General features: G+C 64.4%; 22 protein-coding genes. 12 read left to right on the forward strand and 10 right to left on the reverse strand.

What is annotated here, in order from left to right; translation table 11 throughout:
- Positions 1 to 154: 154 nt before the first annotated feature.
- Complete coding sequence (locus ACWHXP_RS22085) at positions 155 to 1,915, forward strand: methyl-accepting chemotaxis protein (protein WP_489635044.1); 1,761 nt, start codon at positions 155 to 157, stop codon at positions 1,913 to 1,915.
- Between the two features lie 200 nt (positions 1,916 to 2,115).
- A complete protein-coding gene (locus tag ACWHXP_RS22090) occupies positions 2,116 to 3,876 on the forward strand; it encodes a methyl-accepting chemotaxis protein (RefSeq protein ID WP_489635043.1) in 1,761 nt (586 codons plus the stop codon).
- Between the two features lie 14 nt (positions 3,877 to 3,890).
- Here ACWHXP_RS22090 and ACWHXP_RS22095 read toward each other — a convergent pair whose 3' ends face one another.
- Together ACWHXP_RS22095 and ACWHXP_RS22100 are read right to left on the reverse strand one after the other, a co-directional pair.
- Positions 3,891 to 5,348, reverse strand: a complete 1,458-nt coding sequence (locus ACWHXP_RS22095) for a sensor histidine kinase (RefSeq protein ID WP_489635042.1) — start codon at positions 5,346 to 5,348, stop codon at positions 3,891 to 3,893.
- Positions 5,348 to 6,022: a response regulator gene (locus ACWHXP_RS22100; protein WP_034331694.1), complete on the reverse strand. Its 675-nt coding sequence runs from the start codon at positions 6,020 to 6,022 to the stop codon at positions 5,348 to 5,350. The genes ACWHXP_RS22095 and ACWHXP_RS22100 overlap by 1 nt, the downstream gene beginning before the upstream one ends.
- A 282-nt stretch (positions 6,023 to 6,304) precedes the next feature.
- On the opposite strand from ACWHXP_RS22100, the gene ACWHXP_RS22105 reads away from it, so the two are divergent.
- From ACWHXP_RS22105 to ACWHXP_RS22125, 5 genes are all read left to right on the forward strand, one after another.
- The gene (locus ACWHXP_RS22105; RefSeq protein WP_489635041.1) at positions 6,305 to 7,285 is read left to right on the forward strand and encodes a Bug family tripartite tricarboxylate transporter substrate binding protein; all 981 of its coding nucleotides are present in this window, start codon (positions 6,305 to 6,307) and stop codon (positions 7,283 to 7,285) included.
- Positions 7,286 to 7,364: 79 nt separating this feature from the next.
- Positions 7,365 to 8,471: an ABC transporter substrate-binding protein gene (locus tag ACWHXP_RS22110; protein ID WP_489624099.1), complete on the forward strand. Its 1,107-nt coding sequence runs from the start codon at positions 7,365 to 7,367 to the stop codon at positions 8,469 to 8,471.
- A gap of 193 nt (positions 8,472 to 8,664) precedes the next feature.
- On the forward strand, positions 8,665 to 10,476 hold the full coding sequence (locus tag ACWHXP_RS22115; protein ID WP_121041041.1) for an ABC transporter permease: 1,812 nt from the start codon (positions 8,665 to 8,667) through the stop codon (positions 10,474 to 10,476).
- A gap of 73 nt (positions 10,477 to 10,549) precedes the next feature.
- Positions 10,550 to 11,638: an ABC transporter ATP-binding protein gene (locus tag ACWHXP_RS22120; RefSeq protein WP_039783129.1), complete on the forward strand. Its 1,089-nt coding sequence runs from the start codon at positions 10,550 to 10,552 to the stop codon at positions 11,636 to 11,638.
- A gap of 219 nt (positions 11,639 to 11,857) precedes the next feature.
- On the forward strand, positions 11,858 to 12,928 hold the full coding sequence (locus ACWHXP_RS22125; RefSeq protein WP_489635040.1) for a porin: 1,071 nt from the start codon (positions 11,858 to 11,860) through the stop codon (positions 12,926 to 12,928).
- A gap of 113 nt (positions 12,929 to 13,041) precedes the next feature.
- On the opposite strand, the gene ACWHXP_RS22130 is transcribed toward ACWHXP_RS22125, so the two are convergent.
- Together ACWHXP_RS22130 and ACWHXP_RS22135 are read right to left on the reverse strand one after the other, a co-directional pair.
- Positions 13,042 to 13,671, reverse strand: a complete 630-nt coding sequence (locus ACWHXP_RS22130) for a hypothetical protein (RefSeq protein ID WP_209569475.1) — start codon at positions 13,669 to 13,671, stop codon at positions 13,042 to 13,044.
- Between the two features lie 12 nt (positions 13,672 to 13,683).
- Positions 13,684 to 13,842 (reverse strand): hypothetical protein, encoded by a 159-nt coding sequence (locus tag ACWHXP_RS22135; protein WP_204726849.1) that lies wholly within the window; start codon positions 13,840 to 13,842, stop codon positions 13,684 to 13,686.
- Positions 13,843 to 14,020: 178 nt separating this feature from the next.
- Between ACWHXP_RS22135 and ACWHXP_RS22140 the strand changes: the two genes are divergently transcribed.
- Positions 14,021 to 14,992: a 3-hydroxyacyl-CoA dehydrogenase NAD-binding domain-containing protein gene (locus tag ACWHXP_RS22140; protein ID WP_489635039.1), complete on the forward strand. Its 972-nt coding sequence runs from the start codon at positions 14,021 to 14,023 to the stop codon at positions 14,990 to 14,992.
- A gap of 273 nt (positions 14,993 to 15,265) precedes the next feature.
- Here ACWHXP_RS22140 and ACWHXP_RS22145 read toward each other — a convergent pair whose 3' ends face one another.
- The gene (locus tag ACWHXP_RS22145) at positions 15,266 to 16,177 is read right to left on the reverse strand and encodes a LysR family transcriptional regulator (protein ID WP_489635038.1); all 912 of its coding nucleotides are present in this window, start codon (positions 16,175 to 16,177) and stop codon (positions 15,266 to 15,268) included.
- Between the two features lie 142 nt (positions 16,178 to 16,319).
- Here ACWHXP_RS22145 and ACWHXP_RS22150 point away from each other — a divergent pair, with 142 nt between their 5' ends.
- The 3 genes from ACWHXP_RS22150 (at position 16,320) to ACWHXP_RS22160 (ending at position 18,536) form a co-directional block, all read left to right on the forward strand.
- Positions 16,320 to 16,769 (forward strand): PACE efflux transporter, encoded by a 450-nt coding sequence (locus ACWHXP_RS22150; protein ID WP_034331311.1) that lies wholly within the window; start codon positions 16,320 to 16,322, stop codon positions 16,767 to 16,769.
- Positions 16,770 to 16,883: 114 nt separating this feature from the next.
- Positions 16,884 to 17,522, forward strand: a complete 639-nt coding sequence (locus tag ACWHXP_RS22155; protein ID WP_489635037.1) for an FMN-binding negative transcriptional regulator — start codon at positions 16,884 to 16,886, stop codon at positions 17,520 to 17,522.
- 111 nt (positions 17,523 to 17,633) lie between these two features.
- Positions 17,634 to 18,536, forward strand: coding sequence for a helix-turn-helix domain-containing protein (locus ACWHXP_RS22160; RefSeq protein WP_489635036.1), 903 nt, complete (start codon positions 17,634 to 17,636; stop codon positions 18,534 to 18,536).
- 12 nt (positions 18,537 to 18,548) lie between these two features.
- Here the strand turns inward: ACWHXP_RS22160 and ACWHXP_RS22165 are convergent, their stop codons facing one another.
- The 5 genes from ACWHXP_RS22165 to ACWHXP_RS22185 all read right to left on the reverse strand — a co-directional run bounded on the left by ACWHXP_RS22165 (position 18,549) and on the right by ACWHXP_RS22185 (position 21,782).
- Positions 18,549 to 20,105, reverse strand: coding sequence for a sensor histidine kinase (locus ACWHXP_RS22165; RefSeq protein ID WP_489635035.1), 1,557 nt, complete (start codon positions 20,103 to 20,105; stop codon positions 18,549 to 18,551).
- A 65-nt stretch (positions 20,106 to 20,170) separates the two neighbouring features.
- Entirely contained in the window at positions 20,171 to 20,569 is a 399-nt protein-coding gene (locus tag ACWHXP_RS22170; protein WP_039783145.1) for a response regulator transcription factor, read from the reverse strand.
- Positions 20,570 to 20,584: 15 nt separating this feature from the next.
- A complete protein-coding gene (locus ACWHXP_RS22175) occupies positions 20,585 to 20,827 on the reverse strand; it encodes a DUF1427 family protein (protein WP_034334045.1) in 243 nt (80 codons plus the stop codon).
- Positions 20,828 to 20,840: 13 nt separating this feature from the next.
- Entirely contained in the window at positions 20,841 to 21,008 is a 168-nt protein-coding gene (locus ACWHXP_RS22180) for a DUF1427 family protein (protein ID WP_083859654.1), read from the reverse strand.
- An 84-nt stretch (positions 21,009 to 21,092) separates the two neighbouring features.
- Positions 21,093 to 21,782, reverse strand: a complete 690-nt coding sequence (locus ACWHXP_RS22185) for a hydrolase (RefSeq protein ID WP_489624092.1) — start codon at positions 21,780 to 21,782, stop codon at positions 21,093 to 21,095.
- A gap of 294 nt (positions 21,783 to 22,076) precedes the next feature.
- Here ACWHXP_RS22185 and ACWHXP_RS22190 point away from each other — a divergent pair, with 294 nt between their 5' ends.
- Complete coding sequence (locus ACWHXP_RS22190) at positions 22,077 to 23,960, forward strand: amidohydrolase (RefSeq protein WP_489635034.1); 1,884 nt, start codon at positions 22,077 to 22,079, stop codon at positions 23,958 to 23,960.
- Positions 23,961 to 23,968: the final 8 nt, after the last annotated feature.

The raw sequence follows: 23,968 nt of genomic DNA on the forward strand, positions 1-23,968 counted from the left end.
CTTTTTTCATTTTGGGCACGGCCAATCGGATTGCCTTGCGGCAATCGCATGTTGCGTGTTGTCCGCGCGCATCAGGATATCCCTGATGGCTGGATGACGCGCCCGCAGCCAGACTGCGCTCACCAGCACTTTCACACTCCATCGGGGAACACGAATGAACATCAAGAACATCAGGATCAGCGCACGACTGGCGGCCTGCTTCGGCATCCTGGTCGCGGTCATGTGCCTGATCGCGGGCGTAGGGATGCAGAGCCTGCACAGCATCAGCAAGGCTTCGCGCATTGTTGTCGAGGACCGCTACGTGAAGATCGCGTTGGTGATGGAGATCCGCGAGAACGTCAATTCGGCCGCGCGCAACCTGCGCAATGCCATGCTGGGACGCAACCCCGACGAGGCCAAGCGCTATCTCGACCGCGGTGCGGCCAACAGCGCCAAGACCACGGAGTCCATGAACCAGATCGAAAAACTGATCAGCACGCCGCGCGGCAAGGAATTGTTCAAGGCCATCCAGGACGCGCGTGCCACCTACAGCACGTCGCGCGACAAACTGCGCGAGCTGATCCTTCAGCAGAAGAAGGAAGAGGCCACCGAAGTGCTCTTCAATGAAGTCATTCCCAAGCAGGACCGCTACTTCGACGTCCTCAACGACTTCGTCGCCTTCCAGAGAACGCTGATGGATGAAAGCGTGGCTGAAGGCCAGCAGACCAGCGATTCGGCCATCGCCCTGATGCTGGAACTGTCGGCCGTGGCCATTCTGCTGTGCGTGCTGGCAGCCTGGTGGGTCACGCGTTCCATCACGCGGCCGCTCAATGAAGCGGTGGACGTGGCCAGCGCCGTGGCGCAAGGCGACCTGACGGTACAGATCGGCGAGACCACCCGGGACGAAACCGGCAAGCTGCTGGCTTCGCTCAAGGCCATGAACCAGAACCTGCACCGCATCGTCAGCGAAGTACGGACCGGCAGCGACACCATCAATACCGCCTCCTCCGAAATCGCCAGCGGCAACCTGGACCTGTCGTCCCGCACTGAAGAGCAGGCCGGGGCGCTGGAAGAGACCGCCTCGGCGATGGAAGAACTGACCTCCACCGTCAAGCAGAATGCCGACAACGCCCGCCAGGCCAACAGCCTGGCCGCGACCGCCTCCGACGTGGCAGTGCAGGGCGGCAGCGTGGTGGGGCAGGTGGTGCAGACCATGGGCGAGATCAACGAAGCCTCGCGCAAGATTGTCGACATCATCAGCGTCATCGATGGCATCGCCTTCCAGACCAATATCCTGGCCCTGAACGCCGCCGTGGAAGCGGCCCGTGCCGGTGAGCAGGGACGCGGCTTTGCGGTGGTGGCTTCCGAAGTCCGTACCCTGGCCCAGCGCAGTGCGTCCGCGGCCAAGGAGATCAAGGCCCTCATCGATGATTCGGTCAGTCGCGTGGATAACGGCAGCCGCCTGGTGGAACAGGCCGGTGCCACCATGAGCGAAGTGGTGGCCAGCGTGCGCCGCGTTACTGACGTGGTGGCCGAGATCTCGGCGGCGAGCAACGAACAGAGCGACGGCATCGAGCAGATCAATCACGCCATCGTGCAGATGGACGAAGTGACCCAGCAAAATGCCGCCCTGGTGGAACAGGCCGCCGCCGCCGCCCAGTCCTTGCAGGAACAGTCGGGCCGCCTGGTGGAAACGGTGAGCATCTTCAAGCTCAGCAACCATGAGATGCCGCGTGCGCAGCCCGCGCGCAAGCCGGTGCCGCCCAAGGCCAGCAGCAAGCCGGTGGCCGCCGCGCCGGCCGCACCGGCCAAGGCCGCTGTGGCAGCACCCGTGCCGGCACCCAAGGCCCTGCCCGCGAAACCGGCCGCGCCAGCCAGCGCCAAGGCCGGCGGCAAGGCCATGGCGGCCGATGACGGGGATTGGGAACAATTCTGAACTAACTATCGCAGGCTCAGGGGCCAGGTCCGTCTTCCGGACCTCACCCTGTTTTCTCAAGTATTGGCCAAAAGCGCCGTTCAGCATCTGCTGTCCGGCGCTTTTTTCATGCGTCAGGCGATCCAGTGCGGCGTTGCATTCCGCCAACAATTTGCTGACAGAAAGACATGCATGTCTTCACAGCCAACAAGGGGGTAAGTATGAACATCAAAGATATCAGGATCAGCGTCCGGCTGGCCGTCTGCTTCGCCGTGCTCATCGGGGTGATGTGCGTGATCACGGGGATCGCGCTCAAGAGCCTGAACCGGGTCGAGAAGTCCACCGCCGAGATCGTTGAGGACCGTTACCAGAAGATCGCCCTGGCCAGTGACATCAGTGACAACGTCAATGGTGCCGTACGCAGCCTGCGCGATGCCTTGCTCGGCCGCACGCCCGAGGAATCGGCGAAGTACATTGAACAGGGACAGTCCTTCAGCGCCAAGACCGGCAAGGCGCTGGCGCAGATCGAGAAACTGCTTACCAGCCCGCGCGACAAGGACATGCTCAAGATGGTCATGGATGCCCGCAATGCCTACACGCCCTCGCGTGACAAGCTGCGGGAACTGATCAAGCAGAACAAGAAGGAAGAGGGCACCGAATTGCTCTTCAAGGAAGTCGTGCCCGTCCAGGACAAGTACCTCAAGGCGCTCGATGACTTCGTGGCCTACCAGAAGACCATGATGGACGAGAGCGTGGTACAGGGCAAACAGACCGCCAGTTCCGCCACCAGCCTGATGCTGCTGCTCTCGGGTGCGGCCATCCTGATCTGCGTCGCTGCCGCCTGGCTGGTCACGCGCTCCATCACGGGTCCGCTCAACCAGGCCGTCAGCATCGCCGGTGCGGTGGCGCAGGGCGACCTGACGGTGCGCATCGAGGCCACCACCAAGGATGAGACCGGCACCCTGCTGGCCTCACTGAAGTCCATGAACGAGAACCTGCACCGCATCGTCACCCAGGTCCGCCAGGGGACCGATGCCATCACCACCGCGTCGAAGGAAATCGCCAGCGGCAACCTGGACCTGTCCTCGCGCACCGAAGAGCAGGCCGGCTCGTTGGAAGAAACCGCCTCGGCCATGGAAGAGCTGACTTCCACCGTCAAGCAGAATGCCGACAACGCCCGCCAGGCCAACACCCTGGCCGCCACCGCCTCCGAAGTGGCGGTGCAGGGCGGCAGCGTGGTGGGGCAGGTGGTGCAGACCATGGGAGAGATCAATGATGCCTCCCGCAAGATCGTCGACATCATCAGCGTCATTGACGGCATCGCCTTCCAGACCAACATCCTGGCCCTGAACGCGGCGGTGGAAGCCGCCCGTGCCGGCGAGCAGGGACGCGGCTTCGCGGTGGTGGCCTCCGAAGTGCGCACCCTGGCCCAGCGCAGCGCATCGGCCGCCAAGGAGATCAAGGCCCTCATCGATGATTCGGTGACGCGGGTGGACAACGGCAGCCGCCTGGTTGAGCAGGCCGGCAGCACCATGAGCGAAGTGGTGGCCAGCGTCAGGCGCGTCACCGACGTGGTCGGCGAGATCTCGGCCGCCAGCAACGAGCAGAGCGCCGGCATCGAGCAGATCAACCGCGCCATCGCGCAGATGGATGAAGTCACGCAGCAGAATGCCGCGCTGGTCGAGGAAGCGGCGGCCGCTGCGCAATCCCTGCAGGAGCAATCGCACCGGCTGTCAGAGACGGTCAGCATCTTCCGGCTGGATAGCCAGCATGCGGCGGTGGGGGCTGCGACTGCCTACGCCAAGCCGGTGGCCAGCAAGCCCGCCGCTCCCAAGCCAGCGGCACAGAAGCCCGCCGCCGCACCGCCCGCGCCAGCCGTCGCGGTCCCCGCCTTGCCGGCCAAGACGGCCGCCAACGCCGCCATTGCCAAGGCCAGCAGCAAGGCGCCGCCGGCCGGTGACGGGGATTGGGAACAATTCTGAACTAACTCTGGTGATCAGGCGCGCAGCTCGACCACACCCGGAAACGCGATGCGCACCACCAGCCCGCTGCCTTGCGCCGGGGCATCCAGCGTGACGCTGGCCCTGTGCATGGCGGCGATCTCGCGCACGATGGCCAGCCCCAGCCCGGTACCCCCCGGGTTGACGTGCTGGGTGGCCCCGGCACGATAGAAGGGTTCGAACACTTTGGCGCGCTCGGCCTCGGCGATGCCGGGGCCGTTGTCTTCCACCTCCAGCAGGGCCGCAGTCGGCTGCCCCGGACGGCGCATGGCGCGCACGCGCAAAGTGACCTGGCCGCCGACGGGCGTATAGCGGATCGCATTGTCCAGCAGGTTCACCATCAGTTCATGCAGCAGCAGGGCATTGGCTTCGATGCCGACGTCGCCCTCTTCCTCGAAGGCCAGCCCGATGCGCCGCGCCACCGCCTGCTGCGACAACTCCAGCGCGACCTGCCGTGCGGCATCGGTGAGCGAGACGCGCATGGTACCGCCCTCGGCCGCGCCATGTTCGGCGCGCGCCAGAGTCAGCAGGCGATTGGCCAGATGTACGGCGGAATCGGTGGTGCGGGCCATGCCCTCCACCAGCTCGCGCAGCTCGGCCGGGTCGAGCCGCGTGCGGCGCAGTTCGCGCAGGGTCAGTTCGGATTGGGTCTTCAATACCGTCAGCGGCGTGCGCAACTGGTGCGAGGTATCGGCGATGAAGCGCCGCTGCGCACTGATGAGGGCCTGCAACCGGCCCATGTAGCCATTCATGGCCTGCACCAGCGGGCGCATTTCCTTGTGTACCAGTGCCGGATCAAAACCGGACAGGTCGGTCGGCGCACGCGACTCCACCTCGCCCTTGAGCTGCATCACCGGACGCAGCACGAAGCGCACCGCGAACCACACCAGCAGCGCCGCCACGCTCACCAGCGTGCCCTGTCGCCACAGCGTGTCGAACAGGATCTTGCGCGTCATGCCGTTGCGGCCCTCCATGGTTTCGCCGACCTGGATCAGGGCGATGCCGCGCATGCTGTCGTCATACACCGGCTGCAGCAGCGCGGCGATGCGGATGGGCTGGTTGTGATAGTCGGCCTGGTAGAAGCGCACCAGGGCCGGATAGACTTCCGAGCGCTTGACGTTGGCGGGGACCGGCGGCAGGTCTTCGTAACCGGACACCAGTTCCCCTTTCAGGCCCGTGACCTTGTAGTAGATGCGGCCCAGGGTATCGGTCTCGAAGCTGTCCAGCGCCACGTAGGGCACGTCGGCCGTGACATGGCCATTGACGATGGAGACCCGCTCGGCCAGCGCACGGGTGGAGGCCAGCAGCGAACGGTCATAGGCCAGGTCGGCCACTTCGAGCGCGTTGTAGTAGACCGAGACCGCGTCCAGCGCCACCAGCAGCGTCAGCGGAATCAGCAGCCAGCGTACCAGCTGGCTGCGCAGGTTGCCCAGTCGGCGGGTGGCCTGCGCCATTACGCGGCCTGCAGCAGGTAGCCCAGGCCGCGCAGGGTGGTGATGCCGACGCGGCCGGCACCCTCGTGTTCCAGCTTCTTGCGCAGGCGGTGGATGTAGATCTCGATGGCGTCCACGCTGGCATTGTCATCCAGCGAAAAGACCTGCTGGAACAATTTGTCCTTCGGGACCGTATGGCCCTGGCGCATGATCAGCACTTCCAGCACCGCGTGTTCGCGCGGGGTCAGTGCCAGCAGTTCGCCGTGATAGGTGAAGGTGCGCGACACCGTATCGAAGCACAGCGCACCACACGCCACGGTCACCGCTTCCTGGCTCTGCGAGCGGCGCAGCAGGGCCTTCACGCGCGCTTCCAGTTCTTCCAGTTCGAAGGGTTTGGCCAGATAGTCATCGGCCCCCAGGTTGAGGCCGCTGACGCGGTCAGCCAGGCCGCCGCGTGCGGTCAGGATCAGCACCGGCGTGCGGCTGCCGCGCGCACGCATGCGTTTGAGGACTTCCAGTCCATCCATGCGCGGCAGGGTCAGGTCGAGAATCACCAGCGCATAGTCTTGCGTGAGCAGCAGGCTGTCGGCGTCGGCACCGTTGTGCGCGCACTCCACCGTCAGGTGGGCGTCGCGCAGGGCCTTGGACAGCCAGCGGGAAAGTTCGATATGGTCTTCGACCAGCAGGATGCGCATGCGGCGGCCCTTTTACTTTTACTTGTACGTTGCGGTACGGCTTGTCTCCAGCGCGGATGCTAACAGATGGGCCGCCGCCTTTGAAACGTCCTCATCCGGCCATTGTGGAAACTGCGTAGCATTGATCCCACACTGACAGCTTGGCTGAAAGCCGGCTGAAAGGCTTTTCTTGTACGATGCGCCCATATCAAAAAATCCAAGCCGGAGACACATCATGACCACCCTTGGGTCCGGACCCGTCCGTACCGTTCTTCCCGCCTCCCGTTTCTGCTGCTGACCGCCATGAAGGCGGACCGCTCGCATCGTTGGCAACACTGTGTTCGCTTCCTGGCCGCCTGTCTGCTGGCCTGTGCGATGCCGTGCGCGCTGGCGGCCGAGTGCATCGTCCCGGCCAAGCCGGGCGGCGGCATGGACGCCTCGTGCAAGCTGTTGCGCCAGGCCATGCAGGAAGAGGGCGGCAAGCAGGACTTCAAGGTGGCGTATTTGCCCGGTGGCATCGGGGCGGTGGCCTGGAGTTCGGTGGTCTCGCAGCGGCGCGGTGGGCCGGAGACGCTGGTGGCGTTTTCGGGCGGCTCGCTGCTGAGCCTGGCGCAAGGCAAATATGGCCCCGCCGATGTGGGCGACGTGCGCTGGGTGGCCGGGATCGGCATCGATCACGGCATGATCGCGGTACGTGGCGATGCGCCGTGGCGCAACCTGAAGCAGTTGCTGGAAGCGATCCGCAAGGATCCGTCGGCGGTGACCGTGGGTTTGTCCGGGACCGTGGGCAGCCAGGACTGGCTGAAGATGGCGCTGCTGGCGCAGCAAGCCGGTTTTACGCCGAGGCAGTTCCGCTTCGTGGCGCTGGAAGGCGGCGGTGATTCGTTTGCCGCCTTGCAGGCCGGGCACGTGCAGGTGATTTCCGGCGACACCTCGGAAGCCGCCTACTTCATCGCCGACGGCAAGGTGCGCATCCTGGCGGTGCTGTCCGAGCAACGCCTGCCGGGCCCGCTGCAGGCAATACCGACCGCACGCGAACAGGGTTACGAGGTGGTGTGGCCGATCATTCGCGGCTTCTACATGAGCCCGCATGCGCCGGAGGCGGACTACCGGCGCTGGGTCCGGTATTTCGACCGGGTACTGGCCGATCCCGAATTCGATCGCCAGCGCAGTATCGGTGGCTTGCAACCCTTTGCCATGACCGGCAAGCCGCTCTCGGATTACATCGCGCAGACCGTTGCGCGTTATCGCAGGCAGTCCCAGGAGTTGGGCCTGGTGCGCTGATCAGCCAGGTTGCACACGCCGTCAGGCGTGCTCTGCAGCCGGGCCGGCGCAAGGTCCGTTTCATCATCAAGGAGAATCCATGTTGCACAAACGTCGCCTGAGCATTGCGCTCGGCCTGGCCCTCGCTTTGCCCGTCACTTTCAGCGGTGTGGCCCATGCCGACACCCCCGCCGGCTATCCCGCCGATTACGCCAAGGTCATCGAAGGGGCCAAGAAGGAAGGCAAGGTCGTGATTTACAGCACCACCGATTCCAAGGCGGCCGAAGCGCTGATCAAGGATTTCGGTGCGCTCTACCCGGGCGTGAAGGTCGAGTACAACGACATGAACTCCACCGAAGTCTACAACCGCTTCATCTCCGAAGCCGCCGCCGGTGGTGCCACGGCTGACGTGATGTGGTCCTCCTCCATGGACCTGCAGGTCAAGCTGGCCTCCGAAGGCTATGCCGTGGCCTACAAGTCGCCGGAAGCGGCGGCCCTGCCGACCTGGGCCAACTGGAAGGACACCGCCTACGGCACCACCTTCGAGCCGGCTGCCATCGTCTACAACAAGCGCCTGGTGACTGAGGCCGAAGTGCCGACCACCCACGACGAGTTCACCAAGCTGCTGGTCAGCAAGCAGGAGAAATTCAAGAACAAGGTCACCACCTACGACATCGAGAAGTCCGGCGTCGGTTTCAGCCTGATGACCTATGACCTGAAGCACAACCCGCATTTCTGGGACTTCGCCAAAGCCATGGGCGGCGTGGCTGCGCGCGTGCAATCCTCGACCGGCACCATGCTCGAGCGCATCTCCTCGGGTGAAAACCTGATCGGCTACAACATCCTCGGCCCCTACGCCCTGGTGCGCGCCAAGAAGGACCCGTCCATCGGCGTGGCCTTCACCAAGGATTACAACCTGGTGCTCTCGCGCGTGATCTTCATCAACAAGGCCGGCAAGAACCTCAATGCCGCCAAGCTGTGGGTGGACTACATCCTCTCCAAGCGCGGCCAGACCATCATCGCCAATGATGCGCAGCTGTTCGCCATCCGTGGCGATGTGACCGGAGCCACCACCTCGGCCGAACTGACCAAGCAGCTGGGTGCGTCGCTCAAGCCCATGCCGGTCTCCACCGAACTGCTGGAATACCTGGATCAGAAGAAGCGTCTGGACTTCCTGAAGCAGTGGAAGGAAGCCACCAAGAAGTAAATTTTTTAGATTCATCCTGTCACGGGCCGGGTAGTCCGCAGTGCCAAGGGCGTCACGCCTTCGATACGACCCTGCGGGTCTGCCCAGTCCGAACGGGGTGCAAGTCAGCACCTTGCAACATCGTTGTTCCGGAGCGCGGCCCTGGCCGCTTCCCTGCCTGTCCTGATCCATCTGCCCACTCATGAGGCGCACCATGCAAACCACCACAACGCTACCGCGCAGCGAGCCAGCCCTGCCGACCCGCCGTTTCCGGCTGAACTGGCCGCGCGGCCTGGTCGTGCTGCTGGCAGCCCTGGCCATCTTCGTGCCGCTGCTGCTGATCTTCTATCAAAGCTTCCTGTCGGCCCCGTTCTTCGCGCCGGTCAAGACGCTGACCTTCGATTCCTACCGCTTCATCTTCGATGACCCGGACTTCCGCCAGGCCTTCGTCAATGGCCTCACGCTGGCCACCGGCCTGGCGCTGATCGCCGTGCCGCTGGGCGGCATGCTGGCCTTCCTGATGGTGCGTACCGACCTGCCGGGCCGCAGCTTCATCGCTCCCGCGCTGATGGTGCCGATCTTCGTCTCGCCCATGGTGATCGGCTTCGGCTACGTGGTCTCGATGGGACCGGTCGGCTTCTACACGGTGTGGGTCAAGAACCTGCTGTCGGTGTTCGGTTTCGAGGGCGATCCCTGGAACATCTATTCCTTCACCAGCATCGTCATCATCGCCGGCCTGACCCACGTGCCGCACGTCTACCTGTATGCCTCGGCCGCCCTGCGCAGCCTGGGTTCGGATGTGGAAGAAGCAGCCCGCGTGGCCGGTGCCTCGCCGCTGCAGGTCGCGCTCAACGTCTCGCTGCCGATGATTACCCCGGCACTGGCCTACTCCGGCGTGCTGGTGTTCTTCCTCGGCTTTGAAGTGTTCGGCCTGGTGCTGGTGCTGGGCGATCCGGAAGGCCACCTGGTGCTGCCGACCTATCTCTACAAGCTCACCAACAAACTGGGTACGCCTTCGTATCACCTGATGGCGGCGGTGGCCGTGTGCCTGGTGGCGGTGACCATGCCGCTGGTGATGCTGCAGCGCTGGCTGCTGCGCTCGGCCAACAAGTTCGTCGCCATCAAGGGCAAGGGCGCGCGCCAGAAGGCGCTGCCGCTGGGCAAGTGGCGCTGGGTGGCGTTCACTCTGATCGCCGGCTGGCTGCTGTTCACGGTCATCATCCCGCTCTCGGGCATCGGCCTGCGCACCTTCGTTTCGCACTGGGGCGATGGCGTCAACTTGCTGGACGTGCTGACCTTTGAGAACCTGTTGAACGTGTGGGATCAACCCTCGCTGGTGCGCGGCATCATCAACACGGTGCTGATCGGCGTGATCGGCGGCGCCCTGGCCGTGGCCTGCTATACCGCCATCGCCCTGGCCATGCACCGCAAGCAGGATGGCGTGACGCGCTTCCTCGACTACAGCGTGCTGGTGCCGCGTGCAGTGCCGGGCCTGCTGGCCGGCTTGTCCTTCTTGTGGGTGTTCCTGTTCGTGCCCTCGCTGCTGGACTCGGCCTTGAAGGGCATCGACAACCCCATCGCCCTGTGGCTGGTCGACAGCTTCATCCCCGCCCTGCGCGGCCTGCGTTCGACCATCTTCTCGGTCTGGCTGGCGTACTCGGTGGTGTGGATGGCCTACGGCCTGCGCCTGATCAACACCGCCCTGCTGCAAGTCGGCCCGGAACTGGAAGAAGCCGCCCGCGCGGTCGGTGCCTCGCGCTCCCGCGTCACGCGTGACGTCACCATTCCGCTGGTGCGCTATGGCCTGGTGGGCGCCTGGCTGATGGTGTTCCTGATCTTCGAGCGCGAGTACTCCACCGGTGTCTACCTGCTCTCGCCCGGTACCGAGGTGATCGGCTCGATGATCGTCTCCATGTGGGCTGCCGGCGCAGTGGAACTGGTGGCTGCACTGTCCTTCATCAACATCACGCTGGTGGCCGTGGGCCTGGGCATTGCGCTGCGCTTCGGCGTCAAGCTGCACGACTGACCTGCACCGATAGCACGGCCGGTACCAAGGGTGCCGGCCTCCCGATACAGCAAGAGCATCCTGAGGAATCATCATGACCGAACTTTCCGTCAACGACCTGCACCTGGACTATGGCACCGGCGCCTCCGCCAACCCCATCCTGAAGGGTGTTTCCATGCAACTGCAGCGCGGCGAAGTGGTGGCGCTGCTGGGTCCCTCCGGCAGCGGCAAGACCACGCTGCTGCGCGCCGTGGCCGGGCTGGAATCGCCCAAGGCCGGCACCATCGACATCGGCACCCGCCGCGTTTTTGATGGCGCACGCAACTTCGAGATGCCGGCCGAAGAACGCAATCTGGGCCTGGTGTTCCAGTCCTATGCGCTGTGGCCGCACAAGACCGTGGCCGACAACGTCGCCTATGGCCTCAAGCTGCGCAAGACACCCTCGGCCGAGATCGCCAAGCGCGTCAAGGAAGTGCTGTCCCAGCTGGGCCTGGGCCATCTGGGCGAACGCTATCCGCACCAGCTCTCCGGCGGTCAGCAGCAGCGCGTGGCCATCGCCCGTGCGCTGGTCTACAACCCGCAGGTGATCCTGCTGGACGAACCGCTCTCCAACCTCGACGCCAAGCTGCGCGAGGAAGCACGCGCCTTCCTGCGTGAACTGATCGTGCGCCTGGGCCTGTCGGCGCTGATGGTGACCCACGACCAAGGCGAGGCCATGGCCATCTCCGACCGCATCCTGCTGCTCAACAATGGCCGCATCGAACAGCAGGGCACGCCGCAGAGCATGTACCAGACCCCCAATACCCTGTTCACCGCCGAATTCATGGGCAGCAACAACAAGCTGGCGGCCGAGGTGGTCAGCCGCGAGGGCGACCGCGTGACCGTCAAGCTGGATGGCGGCACGGCGGTAGCGACCCTGCGCGGACGCGAGGATGCCAAGCCCGGCGAGCAGCTCACCGGCATCATCCGGGTCGAGCAGGTGCGCATCGCGGGTGAGCAGACCGGCAATGCGATTCGCCTGCCGCTCTCGACCTGCATGTACCTGGGCGACCGCTGGGAATGCCTGTTCAAGGTCGAGGGCGGACCGGCCGGTTCGGTCGGCCTGCGCGCCTACGCCCCGCAGCGCCTGGACCAGGGCGAATACTGGCTGTCGCTGCCGGAACAGGCCTTGTGGGCATTCTGAAAAACTAAGGTGGCCGAACGGGATGTCTAAGTTTCCCGTTCGGAAAAACTTAGTTTTTTGACGGTTCATCGCATCGATGAAAACCAGCGAGCAAGGCTACCCGCCATCCCCTCGCTCACCCGGAAAAGCCATCAGGAGCACACCGGGTGCATGAACAGAAGACGTCGCACGGCACGGCCGTGCCGACGCCATCCAACGCTTTCAACCAAGGAGACCTCAGTGCAAAGGAATCACCTCGCCGCCAGCATGCTGGCCGCATTCGCCGCGTTCGCCACGACTTCCGTGCAGGCGCAAACTTCCGTTACCGTCTACGGCCTGATCGATTCGGGCGTGGAATATGTCACCAATGCCAATGCTGCCGGCAACAGCCTGGTGCGCCTCAGTTCGGGCACCATGAACACCTCGCGCATCGGCTTCCGTGGTACCGAAGACCTGGGCGGTGGCCTGAAAGCCATCTTCCAGCTGGAAAACGGCTTCAAGCTGGATAACGGCGCCTTCGACGGCGATTCCAACCAGCTCTTCAACCGCCAGTCCAACGTCGGCCTGGAAGGCGGCTTCGGCCGCGTGGTGGTGGGCCGTTCCTTCTCCACCACCTATGACTTCATCCTGCCGTTCGACCCGATGGGCTACTCGGCCAACTATTCCTGGGTGACCTCGGCCGGTGCCACCGGTGGCCGCAAGGACGGCATGCCGACCGGCGTGTCCAACCTGGTCAAGTACCAGGGCGAGTTCGCGGGCGTGAAGGTCGGTGCCATGTACGGCTTCGGCGAAGTGGCCGGCGAGACCAGCAACGGTGCCAAGTACGGTGTCGGCCTGGGCTGGGGTTCGGGTCCGTTCAGCGTGGCCGCGACCTATGACCGCAACAACAGCGTGAGCACCACCAACGCCCAGTATGACCGCGCCACCAGCGCCCACCTGGCCGCCGGCTACCAGCTGTCGGATGCCTGGAAGTTCAACCTCGGCTATCGCTACTACAAGAAGACCCTGGCCAGCGGCGCTGCCGACCAGCGCAGCGACTTCATCTGGGGCGGCGTGACGTACAAGTTCACGCCGGCCATGAGCGTGATCGGTGCGATCTACTACCAGAACATCAAGAACGTGGCCAACGATGCTGATCCCATCATGTACTCGCTGCGCCTGAAGTACGCGATGTCCAAGCGCACCGACCTGTACCTGAGCACGGCCTATGCCAAGGCCAAGAACAACCAGCTGGTGGGCCTGTCGCGGGATGACGTCGGCTTCTCCAACAGCCAGTTCGGCATGACCCTGGGCATGCAGCACCGCTTCTGATGTCCGTGTAGTCCCCTGGCCCGGCACGCGTGGTTGGCGTGCGGGCCACGATAGTCTTGAGCCGTCATTGACCGGCGCACCCCTGCTGACGGCAGGCGTGCGCCGTTTTTTTTTCAGGGCTTGAGTGGGGGTGGCGAATGCAATTGCAGGAGATCGATCAGCCCCTCGTCACAGACCAGCCGGCCGCAGTCGCCCATGCTGGCCACCAGATGCGCACCGGCCAGCAGCACGAAGATGGTGCCTGCACCTATCCTGCCCCACGGGATGCGGCGTGGTTCATTTTCCTTTTCCGCGCTTTGCAGCAGCAGCAGCGTCGCCGGGTATTCAGCACTCTTGACACCCAGCAGGGCTGCAATGGTCAGGATTGCGGTCAGTGAAAACAGGGCCATCCAGGTATGGAAATGCATGCCTTGCAACAGCGGTCCCGTGGGCGTCTGCCCGGCCAGGGCTTCCAGCGAGATCTGGCGCAAGGCCACCAGCCCGGTCAGCAGCGCGCCCACCAGCGCTACCCCATAATGCGCACTCTTGATCCCGAAGCGCAGATTGCGCAGGAAGCCGATGCCGGTGAGGATGATGCCGGTGTACTGCAGCTGGCGTAGCGGGGTGCCAGGCAACAGCGCCATTGACTGGAGGTACAGCAGCAGGCCCAGGTAGCCACTGATGGCCAGCAGGCACAGGCAATTGAGGAAAATCCCGCCCGGCAGCACGGGTTCGCGTGGGGTGAAGACAACGGAACGGTCCATGAGACGGTGCCATTACAAGATGAAACCCAGGGGGCCCTGGGCGGTTTGGCTGAACCACCACAGGGTGACGATGGTGCTTGCCAACCATAGCTTGTTGCTTAGTGATTTCCAGCCGAGTGCAATCCCCAACACGGTGAGGAAGGCCAGCAGGAAAGGAAGATAGAGAAACATGGCGTGACCCGGAGTTGATCCCGATTCATATCCGGGAATTTGTTTATGTGCTTTGATGCCAATCGTAGCCGAATGCCCATGCAAATCTCGTGCTAAAACCTCGAATAAAATCGAGATTTATCAAGAATATTCATAACGAACCCGGCTTCATTGAAGCCCATCAACAAAGGAGACACAGATGCAAGCATCAGCAAGCGGCGCTCGGGCCGGTCAACAGGAGGTGCGCCGGGTAGCGGTGGTGGGCACCGGCGTGATCGGGGCCAGTTGGGCGGCATATTTCCTGGCGCGGGGGCTGGAGGTCTCGGCCACCGACCCGATGCCGGAGGCGGAAGTGAAGTTGCGTGCCGCCGTGGCGCGTCACTGGCCCAGCCTGGAGTTGCTGGGGCTGGCAACCGGTGCCTCCCCTGAGCGGCTGCGTTTCTCGGCCTCGCTGGAAGAGGCGCTCGAGGGCGCGGACTTCGTGCAGGAAAACGGCCCCGAGCGCGAAGACCTCAAGATCGACCTGTTCCGGCGCATGGATGCCGCGTTGCCGGCGCATGTGGTCCTGGCCTCCAGTTCCTCGGGCCTGCTGATGAGCAAGGTGCAGGCCGCCTGCCGCCATCCCGGCCGGGTGGTGCTGGGCCATCCCTTCAACCCGCCGCACCTGATCCCGCTGGTGGAAGTGATCGGCGGTGCGCAGACCGCACCGGAGGCGGTGCAGGCTGCGCTGGATTTCTACACCGCCATCGGCAAGAAGGCCATCCACGTGCGCAAGGAGGTCAAGGGCCACATCGCCAACCGCCTGCAGGCCGCCCTGTGGCGCGAGGCCTTCCACCTGGTCGAACAGGGCGTGGCCAGCACCGAGGACATCGATACGGCCATCGCCTACGGTCCCGGCTTGCGCTGGGCTTTGATGGGGCCTTATCTCAATCTGCACATGTCAGGCGGAGAGGGCGGCATCGGCCACATGCTGGATCACCTGGGGCCGCCCATCGAAAGCTGGTGGGCCGATCTGGGAGCGCCTTCCATCACCGCTGCGCTCAAGGCACAGATTCGCGCTGGGGTAGAAGAGCAGATGAGCGGCAAGACTTCTGCCGGCATTGCCGCCGAGCGTGACCAGCTGCTGGTGCAGTTGCTGGCGGCCAAGAGCAAGACCAAAATCATTCCGTGAAAACTAAGTTTTCTGAATTTTTTCTCTAAGGTAGCTCTTCTGAAAAACTTAGAAAATTTGATCAGTGTTCAATCGGTTTTCAATCGATTTTCAATCGGTTTTCAATCGGTTTTCAATCGGTGTTCATCGTGCAAAAACCAACCGTTCGGACTGAGTAGCGGCCCCGCCGCGTATCGAAGACGCTGTGCAGCGTGATGATAATTTTGCCCGCGCAGCGCCTTCGAGCCGGCCCTGACGGAGCGGCTCAGTCCGAACAGTTTCTGCGGGCCGCATTCATTTCTGCGCGCGCTTGCGCCGGCTCGGTGCCATTTCGCGCATCAGGGCAATGAAACGCTGCGCCCCCAGCCCCAGCGGCTGGTCCTTGTTCCACACCACATCCACCCACATGCGCTGCTGGTTGCTGATGTTGTCGAAATCGATGACCACCAGCGTACCGGCCTCGATCTGTGCCTGCACCAGGCTGTGCGGCAGATAGGCCCAGCCCAGTCCCTCGCGCACCAGCGACAGCGTGGCCAGGTGATTGTCGGTGCGCCAGAGGTGGCGTGCGAGGAAGAAGCGCGGGTCCGAGATGCTGGCATCGCGGCTGGCCACGGCGATCTGGCGGATGTCGTACAGGTCTTCATAACGCAGCTTGCGCTTCTTGCGCAGCCGCGCCGGATGCTCGGGTGCGATCACCGCCACCATCATCTCGCTGCTGAATTCCTGGAAGGCCTCTCGGTCATTGCCGGCATGGCGCTCGAAGACCAGCGCCAGCTGTGCCGTATTGTCATAGAGCATGCGCATGGCATCGGCCTGCGGCGAGGACAGTACTTCCACCTCCAGTGAGGGAAATTCTTCCGCCAGCACCGCCAGCGGTTTGGCCCAGGGCACCGACAGCAGTTCCGGGGCCACCGCCAGCGTCAGCTTGCGCTCCAGTCCCTGATGCATGGCCAGCGCGTGGGCGTCGAGCTGGCGCAGGGTGCTGGCCAGCAGGCGTGCATCCGGTTCCAGCGCGTGCGCCAGTTCGGTCGGTCGGGCATCGCGCGCGGTGCGGTCGAACAGCACCAGGTCCAGCTCCGCTTCCAGCTGGCTGATGGTCATGCTGACCGAGGAAGGCACGCGTCCCAGCTGGCGCGCCGCCGCCGAGAACGAACCACTGTCGAGCACGGCCAGGAAGACCCTGACGTTGTCACTGGAGAAAGCCATCGTCTGTTCCTTGTGTGTATGGCAGTGCCGACCTGTCAGAAAAACTGAAAGAAGCCGACTTCATTCATCAAAAACTTCATCATAGAATGCTTTCCATCGCGCGGCCAGAGGACTGGCGCGCCGCAGTCTTCAGGAGCAACTCATGCAAGGTTTCAAACGCAAGCTGGTCTATGCCTGCCTCTTCGAGGGGCTGGCCATCATTTTCACCACGGTCGGGCTGAGCGTCTTCGCGGGCCATGACAGTGGCCATGCATCGGCCGCCGCCGTGGCCTCGTCGACCATCGCCTTCGTATGGAATTTCATCTTCAACGGTTTGTTCGAACGCTGGGAGGCACGCCAGCCGCGCCGTGGCCGCAACTTTGCGCGCCGTGCCGCGCACGCCCTCGGTTTCGAAGGCGGGCTGGTGGTGATGCTGGTGCCGCTGTTCGCCTGGTGGCTGGGCATCAGCCTGTGGGAAGCGCTGGTACTGGACTTCGGGCTGATCGTGTTCTTCATGATCTACACCTATCTGTTCAACCTCGGCTTTGACCGTGTCTTCGGCCTGCCCAGCTCGGCCATGCCGGTCAGCCCGCAGACCGCAGAAGCGCGCTGAGCGAACGGTGACGTTGACTGGAGCTGTCCGCAACTGCAGGAAGTCGCGGCGCAGGATGCAATAGAATAGGGCGCTCCTCTCCCTTCAACGCCAGTCCAACGCCAGCCGCCCGCCATGTACATCCCCGCCCATTTCGCCGACCAGGACACTGCCAGCCTGCACCAGCTCATCACCGCCCATCCCTTCGGCGTGCTGGTCTCGCACACGGCCAGCGGGCTGGATGCCAACCACCTCCCTTGCCATCTCGACCCTGCCCAGGGGGCCTTGGGCACGCTGCATCTGCACGTGGCGCGCGCCAATCCGCTGTGGCGCGCGCTGGCCGATGGCGATGAAGTGCTGGTGGTGTTCTCGGCGGGGGATGCCTACATCTCGCCGAGCTGGTATCCCAGCAAGCATGAGGCGCATCGCCAGGTGCCGACCTGGAATTACAGCGTGGCGCATGCCCATGGCCGCGTGACCATCCGCGATGACGAGCGCTACCTGCGCGGCGTGGTGGCGCGCCTGACCCGGACTCACGAGGCCGGCGAGGCCAAGCCGTGGAAGATGTCCGATGCGCCTGCCGACTACACCGATACCTTGCTCAAGGCCATTGTCGGCATCGAAATCGAGATCACGCGCCTGGAAGGCAAGCGCAAGCTCAGCCAGAACAAGGACGTGCGGGATATCGAAGGCGCAGGCAGAACGCTGGCCGAGCGCGGCCATGTGCAGCTGGGCGAGGCCATGCTGCAGGAGGCTGCCCGCAAGCAACAGTAGTCGCGGGCAAGCAAGCTGTTGATTCCTCACACGGGAATGCGCGGCCCTGTAGAATCCCGGAACAGGGTTGTCGCATGCCCTCCTGCATTCCAGTTTTCCACGAGGTCGCCCATGACTGCCCAGGTCCCGCTTGCCAACGCCCCCGCACGCAGCGACTCTCTCGGCTGTTCGTCCACTGCGCTGAAGCAGAGCCAGGAGCTGCAGGGCAGCCAGTTCAGTTTCTATCGCAAGCGGGTTGAAGGCCGTGAGGTGTCGCAGGTCTACACGCCGGCCTCCGATCGCGGTTTCCTGGTCGGCATCTCGATGGCGTCGCAGCACCGCCGCAGCATCTTCCGCGGCCGCCAGGGCGCGCAGTTCGAGTTCGGACGCGGTGCCGTCTACATCCGCGATTTTTCGGAAGACTACCGGGCCGACTTGCAGACGCCCTTCGACTTCCTGCTGGTGGAGTTGCCGCTGTCATGGTTTGCCACGGTCAACGAGGATCTGCGCGGACGCAAGGCCAGCGGACTGGCCACCGTGACCGGCCACGATGATCCGGTGCTGGCCCATCTGGCCGCCGCACTGGCCCCGGCACTGGCCCAGCCCGATGCCGACAATCACCTGTTCGTCGACCAGCTCGGCCTGGCCATGGGCACCCATCTGCTGCAACGCTATGGCGGGGCCAGCCTGCCTGCGCCGCGCCATGTGCGGCTGTCGCGCCTGCACGAGGAGCGGGCCAAGCAGATGCTGCTGCAGAAAAACCGCGACCAGGTCTCCATTCCCGAGATCGCGCGCGAATGCAACATGTCGGCCAGCTACTTCCTGCGCGCCTTCAAGGCCAGTACTGGCCACACGCCGCACCAGTGGCTGCTGCTGCAGCGGGTCGACATGGCGCGCGAATATCTGCGCCACAGCGGGTTGTCGCTGGCCGAGATCGCAGTGGCCTGCGACTTCTACGACCAGAGCCATTTCAGCCGCGTGTTCTCGCAGATCGTGGGCAGCAGTCCGGGCGCATGGCGTCGCCGGCTGGGCTGAGGGCTGCGGGGCTCACGGCACGCGCGGCAGGTCGAAGCTGAACACCGTCCCTTGCGGCTGCGCCGCCTCCACGCGCAGGCGGCCGCGATGGGTCTCGATGATGGAACGGCAGATCGCCAGCCCCATGCCCATGCCGGTTTCCTTGGTGGTATAGAAGGCATCGAAGATGTGCGGCATGGCGTCGTCCGCGATGCCCTCGCCGCTATCCTGTATCTCTACCTTCACGCGCTGTTCATTGCAGCAGCTCACGCCAATGTTGAGCGTGCGTGCATTTTCCGGCACCGCTGCCATGGCATCGATGGCATTGACCACCAGGTTCAGCAGCACCTGCTGCAACTGCACCGTATCCCCCAGTACATGGACCTCGGCAGGCGGCAGGGACAGCGAAAGATGCACTTCGCGTTGATCCAGCTCGCTGCGTGACAGGGTCAGCGTATGGCGGATCAGCGCAGCCAGGTCGAGGCGCTCGAATTGCGGCGCGCGATTGCGGGTCAGGTTCTGCAGGCTGCTGATGATGCCGCCGGCGCGCTGGCCTTCGCTGATGATATCGCGCAGGCCGGCGCGCGCATGCTCCAGTTCCGGCACGGGCCGGTTCAGCCAGCGCAGGCTGGCCCCGGCGTTGGAGACGATGGACATCAGCGGCTGGTTGATTTCATGGGCGATGGACGCGGTCAGCTGGCCCACGGTGTTGGCGCGCGAGACGCGCTCCATGTCCACCTGGGCCGCGCGGATGGCGTATTCCGCCTGCCGCCGCACGGTGATGTCGGTGGCCGTCCCCACGTATTCGGTGAAGGTGCCATCCACCCATACCGGTTTGCCGATGCCGGAGAGATAGCGCACCTCGCCCGTGTCCTGGCGGCAGATGCGGTGCTCCACGCGGATGGTGCCGCCCATGGCGACGGCCGCATTGACGGTCTCGATCACTTCCTGCCGGTCATCGGGATGCATGATGGACGCGAACTCGTCATAGGTGATGCAGTTGCGGCCCGCCGGCAGGCCGTAGATGCGGCACAGTTCATCGGAGCAGAACATCAGGTCTTCGCGCACCAGGTAGCGCATGCTGCCGGCGTGGTTGAAGCGTTCGCCCTGCTTGAGCAGTTCCTGGCTGGTGCGCAGTTCGCGCTCGGCGCACAGCAGTTGTTCCTTTTCCAGCAAGGCCTGCGCATGGTCGGCGGCATTGGCCAGGGCCACGGCGGCGTGGGCGGCGAGGTGATGGGCGCAGCGCGTCATGGCCGCAGCGGGTGGCGCGTCGTAATACAGCAGCAGTTCGCCACGCGCCAGGCCACGATGGCTCAGGCGCAGGGTGAGCGTGGCCGTGTGCAGATCGTCCGGCCCGGCGATGCAGTGATCCTGGCTGTTGCAGACGCCCATGCCATCGCGCCGGGCCTCGGACTCGATCAGCGTCAGGTCGGCCTCATGTCGCACCAGCAGGCAGCGCCGTGCACCGGCCAGATGGCAGAGCGCGCGGGTGAGTGCCGGCTTGAGCAGGACCGGGTCGAGCAGCGCCGACAATTCGCGCAGGGCGTGCAGCAGGGCATCGTCGTCGGCAGGGCGCGGGTCGGACGGCAAGGGGATCTCCAGGCAAGGATGATGAGGTCAAGGCCGCATTGTGCCGCATTGCCGACGCGCGCGGTTCAGGGCGGGCCGTAGAGCAGGGTGGACGTCAGCAGCACCAGCAGGGTATCGGCGTCGACCGGTTTGACCAGCAGCGCCATGCCCATGGCCGTGGCGCGCTGGCGCTGCAGCGGCGTGACCTGCGCCGAGATGAACAGCACCGGCAGGTCCGGCCGCAGGCTGCGCAGCTGCTCGGCCAGTTCGAAGCCGCTCATTCCCGGCAGGTTCAGGTCCACGATGGCGCAGGCGGCTACCGGCAGGCAGGTGCTGGTGAGGAAATCCTCGCCGCCATCGAAACTGCAATGGCGATGCCCGGCGGAATCCAGCAGGTTGCACAGGGCCGCGCGGACCCCGAGATCGTCATCGATCACCGCGATGGGGCGGTGTGATGGTGGCGTTGTCTCCCCTTCGCTCATCATCGTCTGCCCGGTGGCTCACTTGGCGTCCGGCGGCGGTGTGCCGGTGATCTTGGGCATGCATTCGCGGTGAAACCACGCTGCGCTCAGCGGCTCGCCGGCCAGCTTGCGGCGCACGATGGGCACCAGCTGTTCGCCGATGAGCATGCCCAGCAAGCCGAGCAGGGCGATGATGGGCGGTGCCGGTGACTGCACGTGCAGGGCCGCGTAGATCAGGCCGGCCAGCAGGCCCATCAGGAGGGAGATCAGGTAAGGTTTCATGCGTACTCCGGGATCAGTGGCCCAGCAGGGGGCCCAGGCCGTTGACCAGGCGCTCGGCCAGCACCATGCCCAAGAGGCCGATGAGGGCAATGCCCGGTGGTGCCGGTGAGCGCACCTTGAAGAGCGCGTAGACGACACCGATCAGGATGCCGGCCCCCAGGGAAATCAGATAAGCGGACATGGCCCGGCTCCTCGTGAAGATGGGACGCCGCCGCGTCCCGCCGATGCAGGGCAGGAGCGCGGCGGCGTCGGTGACCGGACTGGCTTACCTGGCCGGTACCGGTGCCAGGATCTTCTGGTTGCCGTGCGGGCGCTGCTCGGCCTTGTGCACCATGGTGTAGGCGTAGTCCACGCCCATGCCGTAGGCCCCCGAGTGTTCGCGCACGATGTCCATGACGGCGTTGTAGGTTTCCTTGCGGGCCCAGTCGCGCTGCCATTCCAGCATCACCTGCTGCCAGGTCACGGGGATGACGCCGGCCTGGATCATGCGCTGCATGGCGTAGTCGTGGGCTTCCTTGGAGGTGCCGCCGGAGGCGTCGGCCACCATGTAGATCTCGTAGTCGCCTTCGGCCATGGCGCACAGGGCGAAGCTGTTGTTGCAGACTTCGGTCCACAGGCCGGCCACGACCACCTTCTTCTTGCCGTTGGCCTTGAGGGCGTCGCGCACCTTCTGGTCATCCCAGGAGTTCATGGAGGTACGTTCCAGGATGTCGTGCTCGGGGAAGACCGACAGCAGTTCCGGATAGGTGTAGCCGGAGAAGCCCTGGGTTTCCACGGTGGTGATGACGGTAGGGATGTTGAAGACCTTGGCCGACTTGGCCAGGGCGACGACGTTGTTCTTCAGTGCCTGGCGGTCCATCGACTGCACGCCGAAGGCCATCTGCGGCTGGTGGTCGATGATGATGAGCTGGCAGTTGGTCGGGGTCAGGACGTCGAGTTTGGTGTTGGTGGTCATGATGGTTCCGTAGGTGGAGTGAGCAGGGAGACGGCAGCCGCTGCCTTGGCCGGGGAGAGGCGGTGCGCAGCGGCGTGGCAGGGGAGTGAGGCTGCCGGAGGCGATCATAGGCAAGCGGGCAGGGCGCTGCCATTATCTGTTCGTATAGCTAGACGCTGGCAGCGCGTTTTTGCACACTGCCATCACCAACAAAAGCACCAACACAAGCGCATGAGATGGACGGTTCGCCGCCCGCGACGCCACACCCTGCGCAATCCGCCCTCTTCATCGTTGCAGCCCATGCCCGGAGCCTCCATGACCACCGCAGCCAGCGTCACCCCTGACCTGATTTTGTTGAACGGCAAGATCCACACCGTCGACAAGCAAAACCCCATCGCCGAAGCCGTTGCCATCGGCGGCGGAAAATTCATCGAAGTCGGCAGCGCCGCCGACGTGATGCGTCTCAAGCAGGCCAGCACCCAGGTCATCGACCTGGGCGGCCGCACCGTCATCCCCGGCCTGAACGACTCGCACCTGCACCTCATCCGTGGCGGCCTGAACTACAACCTGGAACTGCGCTGGGAAGGCGTGCCGTCGCTGGCCGATGCACTGCGCATGTTGAAGGACCAGGCGGCGCGCACGCCGCATCCGCAATGGGTGCGCGTGGTCGGTGGCTGGACCGAATTCCAGTTCGCCGAGAAGCGCATGCCCACGCTGGAAGAATTGAACGCGGCCGCGCCCGATACCCCGGTCTTCGTGCTGCACCTGTATGACCGCGCGCTGCTCAATCGCGCCGCGCTGCAGGCGGTCGGCTACACCAAGGACACGCCCAACCCGCCGGGCGGCGAGATCGTGCGCGATGCCTCGGGCAATCCGACCGGCATGCTGATCGCTCGTCCCAATGCCATGATCCTGTATGCCACCTTGGCCAAGGGACCGACCCTGCCGCAGGAATACCAGGTCAATTCGACCCGCCAGTTCATGCGCGAGCTGAACCGCCTGGGCGTGACCAGCGCCATCGATGCCGGCGGCGGTTTCCAGAACTACCCGGACGACTACCAGATCATCAACAAGCTCGCAGCCGACGGCCAACTGACCATCCGCATTGCCTACAATCTGTTCACGCAGAACAAGGGAAGTGAACTGGCCGATTTCCAGAAGTGGACCGGTATGGTCAAGCCCGGTGACGGGGACGACTTCCTGCGCCATAACGGCGCCGGTGAAATGCTGGTGTTCTCGGCGGCCGACTTCGAGGATTTCCTCGAACCGCGTCCCGACCTCGCCGACGGCATGGAAGAGGAGCTGGAACGGGTGGTGCGCCACCTCGTGTCCAACCGCTGGCCGTTCCGCCTGCATGCCACCTATGACGAATCGATCTCGCGCATGCTGGACGTGTTCGAGAAGGTCAACCGCGATATCCCCTTCGACGGCCTGCACTGGATGTTCGACCACGCCGAGACCATCACCGAGCGCAACATCGAGCGCGTCAAGGCACTGGGCGGCGGCATTGCCATCCAGCATCGCATGGCCTTCCAGGGCGAGTACTTCATCGACCGCTACGGCAGCGATGCCGCCGAGCACACGCCACCCGTGGCCAAGATGCTGGAGATGGGCGTGCCGGTCGGGGCCGGCACCGACGCCACCCGCGTGGCCAGCTACAACCCCTGGACTGCACTGTACTGGTTGGTCTCCGGCCGTACTGTTGGCGGCACGCAACTGTACCGGTCAACTGGCAGGTTACCTCGCGAAACTGCACTGGAACTGTGGACCGCAGGCAGCGCCTGGTTCTCCAGCGAGCAGGCCAAGAAGGGTCGCATCCAGGCCGGCCAGCTGGCCGACCTCGCCGTGCTGTCGGCGGATTTCTTCAGCGTGCATGAAGACGACATCAAGTCCATCGAATCGGTCATGACCGTGGTGGATGGCAAGGTGGTCTATGGCACTGGTCCGTTCTCCGCGCACGGCCCGGGCGAGATCCCGGTGCTGCCCGACTGGTCTCCGGTGGCCAAGGTGCCGGGACACTATCGCGCCGTCGCCAGCAGCGATGCCGCACGCCAGAAGAAGACCGCGCTGCCGCATGCCTGCGCGGGTTCGTGCGGCGTGCATGGTCACTCCCATGACGTGGCGCGCAAGTCCAGCGTTCCGGTTTCCCACTTCGCCGGTTTCTGGGGCGCGTTGGGTTGCAGCTGCTTCGCGTTCTGAGCGGGGCC

The sequence above is a fragment of the Herbaspirillum sp. Her2 genome, from assembly GCF_057961375.1.